At 65.0% G+C, this 15,534-nt stretch carries 3 protein-coding genes; all 3 read right to left on the reverse strand.

Going from position 1 to position 15,534, the window contains the following annotated elements; all coding sequences use genetic code 11:
* Positions 1–5: 5 nt before the first annotated feature.
* The 3 genes from AC0Z5Z_RS16775 to AC0Z5Z_RS16785 are packed head-to-tail and all read right to left on the reverse strand — an operon-like array spanning position 6 to position 15,365.
* Positions 6–2,168 (reverse strand): type I secretion system permease/ATPase, encoded by a 2,163-nt coding sequence (locus tag AC0Z5Z_RS16775; protein WP_252887770.1) that lies wholly within the window; start codon positions 2,166–2,168, stop codon positions 6–8.
* Positions 2,165–3,601, reverse strand: coding sequence for a TolC family outer membrane protein (locus AC0Z5Z_RS16780; RefSeq protein ID WP_143978997.1), 1,437 nt, complete (start codon positions 3,599–3,601; stop codon positions 2,165–2,167). The genes AC0Z5Z_RS16775 and AC0Z5Z_RS16780 overlap by 4 nt, the downstream gene beginning before the upstream one ends.
* Before the next feature lie 43 nt (positions 3,602–3,644).
* Complete coding sequence (locus AC0Z5Z_RS16785; RefSeq protein WP_485611362.1) at positions 3,645–15,365, reverse strand: BapA/Bap/LapF family large adhesin; 11,721 nt, start codon at positions 15,363–15,365, stop codon at positions 3,645–3,647.
* Positions 15,366–15,534 lie beyond the last annotated feature (169 nt).

The following is a 15,534-nucleotide window of genomic DNA, read 5'->3' on the forward strand; positions in this document are numbered from 1 at the left end:
CGGCTTCATACCGCCACTCCTTTACCCGGTGCGCGCAGCCGCGCCAATGCCGCGTCGCGGTGGTCGTCGATGACGATGCGGCCGTTGTCGAGAACGATGATCCGCTCGACCAGTTGCAACACACTGACCCGATGCGTGGCAACCACCAGCGTTCGGCCCTGGGTCCAGGTCGCGAGTTTTTCCAGCAGCAGCCGCTCGGTGACGTCATCGAGCGCGGCGGTCGGTTCGTCGAGCAGCAGCACTTGTGGCTGGCGGATCAATAAGCGCGACAGCAACAGGCTTTGACGCTGACCGCCCGACAGGCCCAAGCCACCTTCAAGCACCAGATGATCCATGCCTTTGGGCAGCTGCCGAACGAAGTCCAGCGCACCGGTGACAGTCAACGCGGCGATGATTTCCTGATCGCTGGCCTGACCGGCGCCGAGGGTGATGTTGTCGCGCAAGGTGCCGTGAAACAGTCGCGCCTGTTGCGAGAGCAGGCCGACATCGCGGCGCAGGTCGGCCGGATCCAGATGTGCCAGGGCGATGCCGTCCAGAGTGGTTTCACCGCTGCTCAGATCCATCGCGCCGCCCAGTGCTTGCAGCAACGTCGACTTGCCAGCGCCGTTGCGGCCGAGCAGGGCGATGCGCTCGCCGGGGCGAATGCTCAGGTCGATGTTGTTGAGCGCCGGGGACGATTCTTCGCTGTAGCGGAAGCTGGCCTGACGCAGGCGGTAGTCGCCGCGAATCGCCGGCAAGTGCACGCGCTGGCTGCCTTCGGGATGATCCACCGGCATCTGCATGATCCGGTTCAAGCCTTCGAGCGCGACCTTGGCCTGCTGCCATCGGGTGAGCACGTGGGTCAGTTGCGCCATCGGCCCCATCATCCGCGACGACAGAATCGACGCCGCGACCAGACTGCCGGTGGTCAGGTCGCCGGCAATCACCATTGGCGCGCCGAACACGATCACCACCGCGAACACTCCGCCTTGTACGTTCTGCGTCCACGCCACCAGGCTGTTGGTCAAGGTGCGCAGGCGCAGGCTGCTGTCCGCCGAGGCGGCGTTGTACTGATTCCACTGTTGCTGGAAACGCTGCTCGGCCTGCAGCGCCTTGATGTCGTCGAGGCCCTGAATGCTTTCCACCAGCATGGCGTTGCGCAGCGCCGCTTCACGCATCGACGCATTGGCGAGTCGCGCCAGACGCGGTTGCGCGATGATCCCGGGGAGCAACATGAACACCAACGCCACCAGTGGAATCAACACAAGTGGCCCGCCGATCAAATAGAACACCAGCAGGAACAGCAGAAAAAACGGCATGTCCGCCAGCGCCGTGGCGGTGCTGGAGGTGATCAGGTCGCGGATCTGCTCCAGCTCGCGCAACTGTGAAATGAACGAGCCGGTGGATTTCGGCCGCGCGGAATTGCGCAGGCGCAGGGCGTGGCCGAAGACCAGATCGGAGACGCGCAAATCGGCGCGCTTGCCCAGCACATCGGTGATGCGCAGACGCAGAATGCGCATGACGAAATCGAACAGCAGCGCCAGCATCACCCCGCCGAACAACACGTACAGGGTCGGCAGCGACTCGGCCGGAATCACCCGGTCGTACACCTGCATGGAAAACAGCACCCCGGCCATGCCCAGCAGGTTGGCCACCAGTGAGGCGATCATCACTTGGCTGTAGGGCCGCAGATCGGTGAGGACGATGCGCCGGAACCAGTGCTCGTCGTAGGGCTTGATGTAATCGTTGGTGCGCACGTCCGCCACCGGTTGCGTCGGACGCAGAATCACCGTGCGCAGGGCTTGCTCGGCGAGCGCGGTGGCGTCCATGCGGCTCTGCAAACCCTGGTCGCCACTGAAGCAGATGCCCAGCTCGCCGGTCTCGCCGATGCTTTCGAGCACGCCGACCTGACCATCGCGCAGTTGCACCACCAGCGGCGTGCGCCAGCGGCTCAGGCTCTTGTTGTCGAAAACCGCGAACTTCACGCTTAAACCGGCCTGCCGCGCCATGTGCCGAACCACTTCTTCGACGCGGCCTTCGCTGTGCACCGAAGCCAGGCGCACGCTTTCCGGCGAGACGTCGAGGCGATAGTGGCGGGCGACCTTGAGCACCGCTTCCAGCCATGGCGAATAATCTTCGCGAGCTTCGGCAGCGGCGGGTTCGGGGACAGTGATGCTGACATCGGTCATGGCAGGATCTCGACATTCTGGATGGCGCTGTGGTCGATGCCGAAGACCCGGCGAATCGCACCGCTGTTGTAGAAGCAGTCGATCTGCAGACGTTGCAGATCAGCCTGGGTGTTGACCAGATCGAAGCGCGACTGGTGGATTTCCTGCTCGGCGTTGAGCAGGTCGAGCAGCGGTCGCGTGCCCAGTTCCAGGTACTGGCGGCCATACAACATGCGCGCCTCGGTGATGCTGGTCTGGCGAAATTCCAGCGAGCGCAGCCGCCGGTTCAGACCCGAGGTTTGCGCCTGGGCTTCGGCCAGACCCTGGCGCGCTTGCAGACGGGCGAAGTCTTCGGCCGAGTCCGCTGCGGTCAGCGCATGCCCGGCGGCGCGGCTGCGCGCACTGATCGCACCGCCCTGGTAGATCGGCACTTCGAGGTTGAGGAAGATCCCGACCTGAGTGCGATCGGCTCGCGAGTTCTGATCGTCGTAATGGTCGTCCAGATATTGGTTGACCGACGGTTGCAGCGACAGGGTCGGGTAGGCCTCGGCTTTGGCCTGGGCCAGCTCGGCCTGGGCCTGAGTGCGTTGCGCGGCGGCCTGGAGGACGGCGGGCAGGGTGTCGGAGATCTGCGAGGCGTCGCAGGCCTGGGTTAGCGTAGGCGCGGCGGCGTCGCTGACTGCTGGCGGCGTGCGTCGTCCGAGCAGACTGGTCAGGGTCGCTTGCCAGCGTGCGTATTGCGCCTTGAATTCCTGCAACGTCGCCGTCGCGCCTTCTGCGCGGGATTGCGCCTGGACCATATCGGAGCGGGTGCTGGCGCCCATGTCGCTGCGCTGTTTGGCCAGGTCGACGATGCCGCCGATGCCCTGAATCTGTTCGCGGGCAACCTCGAGCAGACGCTGATAACGCTGCACTTCGATGTAGGCCCTGGCGGTGTCGCGGGCGATGTCGTCGATTGCCAGCAGAATCCCCGCCTGACTGCGCGCCACCCGGGCGCGGGCGGCGTCGACCGAACTGGAAACCTTGCCGAAGTCATACAGCATCTGCTTGAGGGAAATGTTCACCGACTGGCTGCCGGCATCGCTGCCGTAACCGCTGGTGTAACCACCCTTGATGCCTCCGGTGACCTGCGGGTAATAACCGGATTCGGCGACGTTGACCCCTTCGCCTTGCTGGAACAGGGTGCCGATGGCCTCGCCGATGCGTGGGTGCCAGTCCACGGCGAGCCTGACCGCTTGTTCCAGCCCCAAAGTATCCGCGTTGGCGGCCGTTTTTGAAGCAGGGGCAGGGCGCTGACGATTGTCATTGCCTGCCGGTTGTTGCAGTTGCGACGGGCTGATGCTGCGCAAGCTACTGTCGAGGTTGTCGTCGGCGCGAACGCCGACGGTGAAAGCGGGGTAGAGGCCGATGGTCAACAGGACCACCGGCCATTTCTGGCGAAAAACTGACTCCACAGACTTCCCTTACTGTTGAGAGACCAACGTTTGATGTCTTGTTTCAAACCACTTGAATGCCGTTCTGCACCCACAAGTGGTGGCTCGGATCCTCCTGTGCCGTGTATTGAACATAGTCGATGCCGTCGGCCTGTTGCGTGCCATCGGCGACCCAGCCATCGGTCATGTGCACGCTGTCCCTGTCGTCACCCTTGATCAGCAGGGTGTTGTTGTCCGAAGAGGTAATCGCCAGCAGATCGCTGAGATTCAGTGTCAGCGCAACGGCACTGGAATGGTTGAGGTCAAGGATTTCGACGTTGTGGATCTTGCTCTGCAGATCGCCGAGGTTGATCGACACGTCGCCACCGGCCCAGAGCAGGGTGTCGGTGCCGCTGCCGCCGTCCACCGAGGTGAATTGCTGATCGGCGATGATCAGCGTGTCGTCGCCACCGCCACCTTGCAGGGTCACGGCGCCACCGTGCGAGCCGTCGAGGGTGTCGTTGCCTTCGGTGCCCTGGATCAGTTCGCTGCCAGCGACATGGGCCAGACCGAGGTCATCGCTGGCCAGTGCCGAGAACGCGGTGCTGGCGAATGCGCCGGGATTGTTCAGGTCGATGGTCAGCGTCGCGGTATCCACGGTGCCGTTGGGGTGGGTGAGTTGGTAGGTGAAGGTGTCTTCCTGGCCGATCACCGCATCGGTCAGCCCGGCCTTGAGCGTGTAGGTGTAGTTGCCGTTGGCCTGGACCACCAGGATGCCGTAGTTGCCGACCAGCGAGACGCCGTTGTACCCCGGCGCTACGTAACTGCCAGCGACCAGCACGCTAAGCAAGGTATAGACCGAGCCCAACACATCGGCACCGCCGCCCGCGGTGTCAGTGAGCAGGTTGCCCGACACCGGTGTGTAGCTGCCGACCACGAACTGATTGTTGTAGGTCGCGACGTTGATCAGGCTGGTGTTGACGCTGGTCAGCAGGCCGAGGCCGCCCACTGCCACCCGCACCTGATAACTGCCGGCGGTCTGGTCGTCGAACTTGATCCCGTAGTTGCCGCCGCCGAGATTGACCAGCGCGTTGCCGCCGTAACTCTTGACCAGCACGTACTGGTTGGTGGCGGTGTTGAGCTTGTACAGGCCCACCGTCATCGAACCGAGCAGCGCCAACAGGTTGCTCGAATTGACCACCACGGTCAGGTCACTGACGGTATCGGCCGCGACCACGGTGTTGTAGTTACCATTGCCGCCGCCCAGCAGGACATTGAAGGTGCCGAGGGCAGAGTTGGTGGTGACTTCGCGGTTGACCAGGGTGACGTCAGTCGAGGCGACGTCTGGCGTGGCATCCACCACCAGCGCCGGGCTGCCAAGGTTGGCGTCGTTCCACACTTCGCTGGCTTGCGGGCTGTCGATGCGCACGTACAGATTGGCGGTATCGCTCAAGCCGTTCGGGTGCACCAGTTGGTAGTTGAATACGTCGACCTTGCCGACGCTGCCAACACTGCCGTTCGGTTTGTAGCTGTAGTTGCCGTTGGCGTCGATGGTCAGCGTGCCGTACAACCCTTGCACCGTGGTGCCGGCCCCGGCGCTGACCCAGGCGCCGTTCTTGAAGATCTGCAATTGCGCGCCGTTGTCCGGGCCGGTCTGATCGGCCGTGCCATCGACGCCGACGTTGGTGATGACGTTGCCGGTCACCGCTGGCCCGGCAATGCCGTTGAACTGGGTCAGGCTGCTGACATCCAGTTGCAGCTGGGTATTGACCGTGGTCAGCACGCCGATACCGGTGCTCGAAACCGTCAGTCGATAATCGCCTGACAGCAGGTTACCGATGTCGACCCGCACGCCCTGGCCGGCGAGCGCGATCAGGTCAAGCAGGCCGCCGCTGCCGTTGACATCCAGAGTGACCCAGTTGCCGCTGGCATCTTTCACTTGCAGGGTGTAGACCACGCCATCGATCAGCGAAATCAGACTGCTGGTGGTCAGCGTCAGGGTCGGATCAAGACGCGTGCCGCCGGCGACGGTGAAGGTGAAGGTTTTCGAGAATCCGGCCAGCAGCGTGGTGAACGAGTCGTTGAAGGTCTGCGAGGCGGTGACCGGAGCCAGGGTGACGGTGCCGACGGCGAGGTTATCGCTGGCGACCACTGGCGCGTTGACGTCGACGTCCGGCGCAATGACGTTGGCGGCCACCGAAACGTTGCCGCGTGCGTCGCTGAGGTTGACGGTGAGGTTTTCACCGTTGATCTGCGCACTGCTCAGGGTGACGGTAAACACGCCGAGGTTGTTGACCGTGGCGGTGCCCAGAACGGCGCCGCTGGCCGACTTGATGGTCACGGTTGCACCGGCTTCACCGGTACCGGTGACGGTCAGGCCATCGGCACCGACCAGCAGCGCCGTTGCCGCAGCGGGCGGTGTCAGGTCTGGCGCCGTCGCAGTCGCCGCAGCCGATACGTTGCCGCTCGGATCGGCCTGGGTGACGCTGAGTACCTGGCTGTTGATCTGCGCTGAGGCCAGTGTCACCGAGAAACTGCCGTTAGCGGCGACGGTGGCGGTGCCCAGGACCACACCACCGACGCCGAGCACGCTGATGGTCGAACCGGGCACGCCGACGCCAGTGAGCACGGTGCCGCTGCCATTGACGCTGACGCCAGTCGGCGCGCCAGGGGCGGTAATGTCCGGCGCCGTCAGGCTGGCATTGGGCGACAGATTGCCGGCCGGGTCGACCAGACGCACGGTCAACAGCTGCCCGTCGAGTTGCGCGGTGTTCAGGTTGAAGCTGAACGTACCGCCACTGCCCACGGTGGTGGTGCCGATCAGCGCGCCGCCGGGGCCGTAGACGTTGACCGTCGCACCGGCTTCGCCCGTACCGCTCAGGGTCAGACCGTTGGCAGCGAGCGTCAGACCGCTGGCCGCGATCGGCGCCTGTACGTCAGGGGCCGTCAGATTGAAGACCTGCGACAGATTGCCCGTCGGGTCGGCCTGTTGGACGTTGAGCTGTTGGCCATTCAGTTGCGCGCTGGACAGTTGCACGGTGAAGGTGCCGCCAGCATTGACCACAGCGGTGCCGAGGACGGTACCGGCTGCGTTGGTCACGCTGACGGTCGCGCCGGCCTCACCCGTGCCGCTGACCGCCAGGCCGGTGCCGTTCAGGCTGACATTGCTCAGCGGCGCCGGCGCTGTGGTATCGGCGACGCTGAGGTTGGTAACCGGCGAAACGTTGCCCGCCGCATCACTCTGCGTGACGCTCAGTTGCTGGCCGTTGAGTTGCGCCGATGACAAGGTCACCGAGAACGAGCCATTGCCCGCCACCGTCGCCGTGCCCAGCACCGCGCCTCCCGCACCGCGAACAGTGACGGTGGCGCCGGCTTCACCGAGCCCGCCGAGCACCAGACCGGCACCGCTGAGGACCAGTGCTGTCGGAGCGGCCGGGGGAGTGATATCGGGCGCAGTTACGTTAAGACCGGATGAGGTGTTGTTGGCCGCATCGGTCTGTGTCGCATTGAGCACCTGACCGTTGACCTGCTGCGTATTGAGCTGTGCGCTGAAAGTGCCATTGGCGCCAACCGTCGCATTGCCCAGCACCACGCCGCCAGCGCCGGTGATGGTCACCGACGCGCCGACTTCGCCGCGACCGGTAACCAAAGTGCCGTTGGCGTTGACCGCCAGATCGCTGAGTGGCGCCGGCGCCGAGGTGTCACCTGCGGTGATTTCAGTCGGCAGCGAGGCGCCACCCAACGCAGTGTTGGCGGTGACTTCGAGGCTTTGGCCGTTGGTTTGCGCAGGCGTCAGCACCACGCTGAACGTGCCATCCGCGCCGGTGACGCCGGTGCCGATCAGACTGTTGTCAGGCCCATAAACATTAATGGTGGTGCCGAGCGCCGCCGTGCCGGTCAGCGTCAGACCATCGGCCGTAAGCGCCAGATTGGCTGGAGCGTCCGGTGCCGGAACCGCCGGGACAGTCAGGTTAGCGTCTGCCGAAACGTTGGTTGCGACGTCGATCTGATTCACCGTCAGCACCTGGCCGGCAGTGATGCCCGGCGCCAGATCGATCAGGAACGTACCGTTGGCGGCCACTGTGCCGGTGCCGACGATATTGCCCAGCGCATCGGTCACTTCGACACTCGCGCCGGCTTCGCCACGACCGGCGAGCTGGCTCAGATCGCCGCTGATGGTCAGACCGGTGACGGCATCTGGAGCGGTAGTATCAGCCGCCGGGTAGAGCAGCACTGGCGATGCGTTTTGCGCCTCATCCGTCGCGATCACTGACAACAACTGACCATTGGCCTGGGCCGGATTCAGCGTAACGGTATAGGTGCCGTCGCCCAATGCCACCGCCGTGCCGAGCACGGTGCCGGTGGCGGACAGCACAGTCACGGTGCTGCCGGCTTCGGCGGTTCCGGCGAGCAAGGTGCCGGCGCCGGTCAGCGATGTCACCGTTGGTGCGATCGGTGCAGTGCTGTCCGGCGCGTCGACCAGTACGGGCTCGGACTGGTTGTTTTGCGCGTCGGCTTGCACGACCGACAGTGCGCGGCCATCGATTTGCGCAGCCGACAACGTGACGCTGAAATTGCCATCTGCGGCCACGGTCGCCGTGCCGAGCACCACCGTGCCGTCGCGCACGGTGACGGTCGCTCCGGGCTCGCCGGTGCCGGTCACGGTCAAGCCGTCCTGGCTGACATTGAGGTCGGCCACCTCCAGTGGATCGGTGATATCGCCCGCTTGCACGGGCGCTGTCGGCGATGTGTTGGATGCCAGATCGGTCTGATTGACGCTCAACAGCTCGCCGTTCACTTGCGGCGGGTTGAGGGTCACGCTGAACGAGCCATTGCCGGCCACGGTTGCCGAGCCCAACACAGTGCCAGTCGCGCTGAGTACACGCACCGTGGCGCCGGCTTCACCGCTGCCGGTCAGTGTCACGCCATTGGGCGTGAGAACGAGGTCGGTGGGCGCAGCGGGCAGGGTGATGTCCGGCGCAGTGACGGGCACGATCGGCGAAGGGTTGCCCGCCGCATCGCGCTGGATCACCGACAAGGCTTCACCATTGAGCAGCGGCTGGTCGAGCGTCACGCTGAAACTGCCGTCGGCCTGCACCGTGCCAGTGCCGACGATAGTGCCCAGCGCATTGGTGACGACCACCTGCGAGCCAGCCGCACCGGAGCCGGTAATCAGGCTGCCGCTGGCGTCGATATCGACATCGGTCAGCGCGGCAGGAGGCGTGCTGTCCGGCGCGGTCAGGGTGCCGGCAGGCGAGGCATTGCCGGCCGCATCCGCCAACACCACGAACAGCGCTTGGCCATTGGTTTGCACCGGAGTCACGGTGATCTGGAAACGACCATCGCTACCCACGGTGCCGGTGCCCAGTTCGGTGCCATCGGCCGACGTCACACGGACAGTGGCGCCGACTTCGCCGGTACCGGTGAGCAGACCGCCATCGGCATTCAGTTGCAGATCGGCCGGCGTCGCTGGCGGGGTCAGATCCGGGGCGGTGACCGTCACCGGGGCGCTGACGTTGCCGGGTGGATCGGCCTGCTGCACGCTGAGAATCTGTTCGTTGATCTGCGGCGGATTGAGGGTGACGCTGAACGTGCCGTCGCCGAGTACCACGCTGGTGCCGAGCAAAGTGCCGTTGGCATCGCGCACGGTCACGGTCGCGCCGGGTTCGCCAGTACCGATGACCAGCGCGCCGGACGAGTTGATATCGACGTTGTCCAGTGGATCAGGTGGGGTGAAGTCCGGCGTGGTCAGGTTCACTGCCGGCGAGTCGTTGCCCGCTGCGTCGGCCTGCACGACGGTGATCACTTCGGCATTGGTCAACGCCGGGTTCAGTGGCAGCGTGAACGTACCGGTCGCGCTGACCACGGCGGTACCAAGCACGTTGCCGTCACTGTCGATGACCCGCACCTGCGCGCTCGGTTCGCCGCGCCCGGTCAAGCTTGCGCCGTCGCCGCCGATGCTCAGTTGCGAAACGGCCGCTGGCGGTGTGCTGTCGACCGAAGTGAACGGCGTGGCTGCCGAGGTGTTGCCCGCTGCATCCGTCAGCGACACGGTCAGCGCCTGGCCGTTGGCTTGCGGCGTGGTCAGGGTGATCGCAAACGTGCCGTCGATGCTCACGGTGCCGGTCCCGACCAGCGCTCCGGCGGTGTTGTACACGTTGACCGTGGTGCCGGCCTCACCGGTACCCGACAGCAGCGTGCCGTCAGTGCTTGCCACCAGCGCCGCCGGCGCATTGGGCGCGAGCAGGTCCGGGGCGATCAGGTTGACGCTGTTCGATTCGTTGCCGGCGGTGTCGGCCTGGCTCAGGCTCAAAGTCTGACCAGAGGTCTGTGCCGGGCTGAGGGTGACGCTGAAGGTGCCATTGGCCGCCACCACCGCGCTGCCGAGAACCACTCCGCCGATGCCGAGCACGGTCACGGTGGCGCCGGCTTCACCGCGCCCGGTCAGGGCCGTGCCATTCGGTGCCAGGCTTAGTTCACTCAGCGGTGTTGGCGCGGCGATGTCGGCAGCGGTGTAGTCGGTCGGCGACGAATTAATGCCGGTGCTCGAGGTTGCCACGGCAGACAGCTGTTCGCCGTTGAGTTGCGCGGCGTTGAGGGTGACGCTGAAAGTGCCATTGGCCGCCACCAGCGCGCTGCCGAGCAACACGCCCGAGGCATTGCGAATGCTCACGGTACTGCCGGCGGTGGCCGAGCCGGTCAGGGTCAGACCGTCGGCGCTGAGGGCCAGATTGGTCGGTGCACTTTCCGCCAGATTGCCCGGCGCAGTCACCGGTGCCGCCGGTCCGGTGTTGCCGGCAGCATCGATCTGCACCACGGAAAGATTCGATCCAGCCACCGCAGCCGGGGACAACGTGACGCTGAAATTGCCATTGCTGGCAACGGTCGCAGTACCCAGCAAAACACCGCCGGCATCGCGAACTTCCACGCTGGCGCCGACCTCGCCGATGCCGGTCAGGGTGGCACCATTGGCGCTCACCGCCAGATCGCTCGCCACCAACGGCGCCGTGCTATCGACCGCATTGACGATTGCCGGGGCTGACGGATTGCCTGCCGCATCGGTGGCCGTCACGTTCAGCGACTGGCCGTTGGTTTGCGGGCTGTTGAGGGTAATCTGGAAAGTGCCGTTTGCGGCCGCCGTGGTGGTGCCGAGAAGATTGCCCTGGCTGTCGCGTACGGTCACCGTACTGCCGGCCTCGGCGTTACCGGCCAGTTGCACGCCGGCAGCATTGAGGGTCAATGCGCTCGGAATCGCCGGCGCGGTCAAATCCGCGGCGATGACTTCAACCGCCGTCGAAACGTTGCCCGGCGGATCTTCCTGAGTGACGGTCAGCACTTCGGCATTCAGTTGTGCTGCGTTGAGGGTGACAGTGAACGCGCCGCCACTGCCGACCTGCGCCGTGCCGAGCAAGGTGCCGTCGGCGCTACGCACAGACACCGTGGCGCCCGGTTCGCCGTGGCCGGTGACGGTAACACCGTCGGCATTCACCGCGACTTGGGTCAGTGCAGCTGGTGGGCTGATGTCGGGCGCATTGACGCTGGTCGACGGCGAGACATTGCCGGCAGGGTCGGTCTGGCTGATCGCCAACGCCTCGCCGTTGGTCGGCGCTGGCGCCAGGGTCACGCTGAACGCGCCGTCCGCGCCAACCACGGCACTGCCGAGCAAGGTGCCGTTGGCGGTGGTGACATTGACCGTCGCGCCAGCTTCACCCGTGCCGCTAAGGGTGCTGCCATCGGCGCTGATCAGTGGATTCTGCACGGCGGCCGGCGGGGTGCCGTCGACGGTGATCACGCCAGTGGACGTCGAAGTGTTGCCGTTGGCGTCGGTCAGCGTGACCTGCAGGGTTTCGCCGGTGTTCTGCGCATTGGGCAAGGTGACCTGGAAATTGCCGCTCTGATCGACCACGCCGGTGGCCAGAACATTGCCGGCGGCATCGCGCACGGTCACGGTGCTGCCGGCTTCGCCCTGGCCTTTGACCACGGTGCCGACGTCATTGATGCTGACGCCAGTCGCTGCGGCGGGCGGTTGCAGATCGCTGGCAATGATGCCAGCGGGTTGCGACAGGTTGCCGGCGGCATCGCTCTGGATCGCGGTAAGTGCCTGGCCATTAAGTTGTGCCGGCGTCAGCGTCAGGCTGAACGTGCCATTGCTGGCGACCAGTGCAGTACCGAGCACGGTACCTGTGGCGTCGGTGACAGTGACCGTCGCCCCGGCCTCTCCGCGTCCTGTGAGTGTCGTGCCGTTGGCATTCAGCGCCAGATTGGTCACCGCGTCCGGCGCCGTGCCATCGATCGCCGTCACCGTGCCCGGAATCGACACGTCACCGTCGGGACTGGTGGCCGTCACCTGGAGGACTTGCGCATTGATCTGTTTGCTACTGAGCAACAGGGTGAAGCGGCCGAAGCTGTTGATCAGCCCGGAGCCGAGCACCGTGCCGCTGCTGCTGGTCACCGTCACGGTGCAACCGGGCGTACCGGCGCCGGTCAGGGTGAAACCATCGGCACTCAAAGCCAGATCGGTCGGGGTCGCGACCTGGGTACCGTCCAGTCCTGCCAGCGGCACAACGGGCGAATCATTGCCGCCGCCGTCAGTGCTGATGACTTCCAGATTGCCGCCAGGCTCGGCCGGTGGACTGAGGGTCACGACGAAGCGGCCGTCCTCACCCGCCGTTGCGGTACCCAGCACGAGACCGCCGCCAGCAATGCTGACGGTGACCGTCGTGCCCGGTTCGGCAAGTCCCGACACTTGCGTGCCGGCGGGGTTGAGCGCGAGATCGCTGACCGGCGCCGGTGGCGTGCTGTCAGGCGCGGTGACATTGCCGGGAAGCGAACTGTTGGTGCCGTCCGAGACCACGACTTGCAAGGCTTCGCCATTGGTCTGCGCCGTATCGAGGTTGACCGTGAAGGCGCCCGTGCCGTCAGCGGTTGCGGTGCCGATGACGTTGCCGTCGGCATCCAGCACCTGCACCGTGTTATTGGGCTGCGTGGTGCCGGTGACCGTGGCACCCGCCGGATCGATGAGCAGACCGCTCGGTGCAGGTGGGGCGGTGATGTCCGGTGCAGTGACCGGTGTGGCGGGCGAGGGCAGGGCGCTCGCATCGGTCTGGATCACACTCAACACCTGACCGTCGAGCTGAGCCGGACTCAGGTTGACGCTGAAATTGCCGTCGCTGGCGACCACCGTAGTGCCGAGCACCGTGCCGTCAGGCGCGCTGACGGTTACGGTGCTGCCCGCTTGCCCGGTGCCGGTCAAGGTCACGCCGTTGCTGGCGAGCACGACATTGTCCGGCGCCAGCGGCGCGGTGGTGTCCGCTGCGGTCAGCGGCGTGTTGGGGGAGACGTTCACGCCATCCGATTGGCTCACTTGCAGTTGTTGGCCATCGATCTGCGGGCTGTTCAGCGGCACTGTAAAGGCGCCGCTGCCGTCGACGATTGCGGTGCCCAGCACATTGCCGGCCGAATCCTTGACCGACACCGTGGCACCGGGCTCGCCTGTGCCGCTCAGTTCAGTGCCGCCTGCATTCAGCGACAGATTGGAAGGGGCAGTGGGGGCCTGGATATCCGGTGCTTCAACTGGAACTGCCGGGGAGCCAGTGGGCGAGCCATCGCTCTGCACCACGCTGAGGTTCTGGCCATTGGTTTGTGGCGAGGACAGGGTGACTTCGAACCGGCCGTTGCTGCCGACCAAAGCTGTTCCCAGCACGGTCCCGTTGGTGTCAGTGACAGTAACGGTGGCGCCGATCTGACCCGCGCCGGAGACTACGGCGCCATTGGCAGAAATGCTCACATCGGTCACGGCGACCGGCGTGGTCAGATCGGGTGCGGTGACGTTGACCGGCGCCGAGGGATTGCCTTCCGCGTCGGTCTGGATCACTTGCAGTTGTTGCGCATCGTTCTGTGGTGTGGAAAGTGGAACGGTAAAATTGCCATCGGCATCCACCGTGCCCGTGCCGATGATGTTGCCGGCCGGATCGCGCACAGTGACCGACGCACCCAACTCACCCTTACCGGTGAGCGTCTGCCCCTGAGCGTCGAGCGCAAGATCGGAGACGGCCGTCGGCCCTTGGGTGTCAGGCGTCACGTAGTTCAGTGGTGCGGAAGTGTTGCCAGCGGCGTCGCTGGCACTGATCTGCAGTGTTTCGCCGTTGTTCTGCGGACTGCTCAGTTGCAGGCTGAACGTGCCGTCCGCCGCCACCACGGCCGTGCCGAGCACATTGCCGTTGGCGTCGCGCACCGTTACGGTCGAACCGGGCTGGCCGCGTCCGCTCAACTGCGTGCCATCGACGCTTACCGCGATGTCGCTGGGTTGAGTCAGGCCATCGAGATCAATGGCGATAACGGTCGCTGCTGGCGAAGGGTTGCCGGCGGCGTCGGTGACCAGCACGCTCAGCGCCTCACCATCGATTTGCGCGGCGTTAAGTTGCACGGTGAACGAGCCATCGGCTGCCACCTGCGCTGTGCCGAGCAGCGTACCTTGCGCATTGGTGACGCTGACCGTGCTGCCGGGTTCGCCACGGCCGGTCACCGAAAGGCCATCGCTGCTCACGGCCAGATCCGTTGCAGCAGCGGGGCCGGTGATGTCTGGTGCATTGAAGGTCACGGTCGGCGATTGCGCACCGGCGCTGTTGACCGCCACGATACTGAAGGTTTCACCGTTGGCCTGCGCACGAACCAGCGTCAGCAGGAAAGTGCCGTCAGCAGCCACCGCCGCACGCCCGAGCAATTCTCCGTTGGCGGCACGGACTTCAATCGTGGTGCCGGCTCGGGCGGTGCCGGTCAGTTGACTGCCGTCGCTGCTCAAATCGAGATTGCCTGGCGTCGTCGGTTCGACGATCTCCGGCGCGCTGACCGTTGCGCCGGTCGAGATATTGCCTGCCGCATCGGTGGCATTCACGGTCAGCGGCTGGCCGCCGGTTTGCGCGGGGCTGAGGGCGACGCTGAAAGTGCCATCCGCCGCCACCACAGCGCTACCGAGTAGCGTGCCATCGGCGGCGCGCACCTGGACGGTCGAGCCGGCTTCACCGGTGCCGCCGAGTTGCGTGCCATCGGCGCTCACAGCGAGGTTGCCAGGCGCAGTGGGCGCGGAGGTATCCGGCGCAGTGACCGTACCCGGCGTCGAAACGTTGCCCGCGGGGTCGGTGAGCGTGACGTCGAGCGGCTGGCCATTGTTCTGTGGCGTACCCAGGTCGACCTGGAAACTGCCATCGGCGCCAACGGTTCCGGAACCCAAAAGGTTGCCGGCTGCATCGCGTACCTGAACGACACTGCCAGCTTCGCCAAAACCACTCAGCACCCGGCCATCGGCCGACAAGGTTAATCCGGTCGCAGGCGCAGGAGGCGTCGCGTCTCCATCGCCACCACCACCGCCGCCGCCGCCACTTCCGCCGGCAGCGGCTGCCGCACCACCCGCGCCCAACAGGCCAAGCCCGGCAATCGCCCATGCCGGCGTCGCGCCATCCACCACACCGACGCCAGCGATCAGCTCGTCCAGCGAATTGATTTCGTCAAAGGTAAAGCCATTGAACGGCTCGGCGCTGTAGCGCGCCTGCCACAGCGTCGCGTCGTCACCCTGAAAGACAATGTCATTGGGCACGCCGTCAGGGCTGGTGACAAAGAAATTGGAGATTTTGATTTGCTCGCCAGACTTCAGATTGACGATCAAATCCTGACCGCTGCGACTGGTCGACGCCAATTGATCGGGCCGAACCGGCATTTGTACAACTGAAGGCTGACTGAGCTGAACATTGCCCCAGTTCTGGGCAGTGAGCTGAGAATTGGCTTTGTCGGCAATGACGATGTTGTCCATTACTACTCCCTGTAAATGGGTGGGGCGGACGTCCACGGATGGTTTTAAAACCATAGATAGGGAGTGTCGGATGGGGCTGCCTGATTTTTGACGAGCGTATGGATGGGCCATTTGCCCACGTTTATCTATTTGAAAATCTGCTCTATTCAGGTCGTTACCGTTTGTCGGG

This window comes from Pseudomonas sp. 1L-E-NC-VB-C3, from assembly GCF_057291535.1.

Bases quoted from the DNA above. Each gene is read 5' to 3' on its own strand.
- AC0Z5Z_RS16785 (WP_485611362.1), bottom strand. From the start codon at position 15,365: ATGGACAACATCGTCATTGCCGACAAAGCCAATTCTCAGCTCACTGCC.
- AC0Z5Z_RS16775 (WP_252887770.1), bottom strand. From the start codon at position 2,168: ATGACCGATGTCAGCATCACTGTCCCCGAACCCGCCGCTGCCGAAGCT.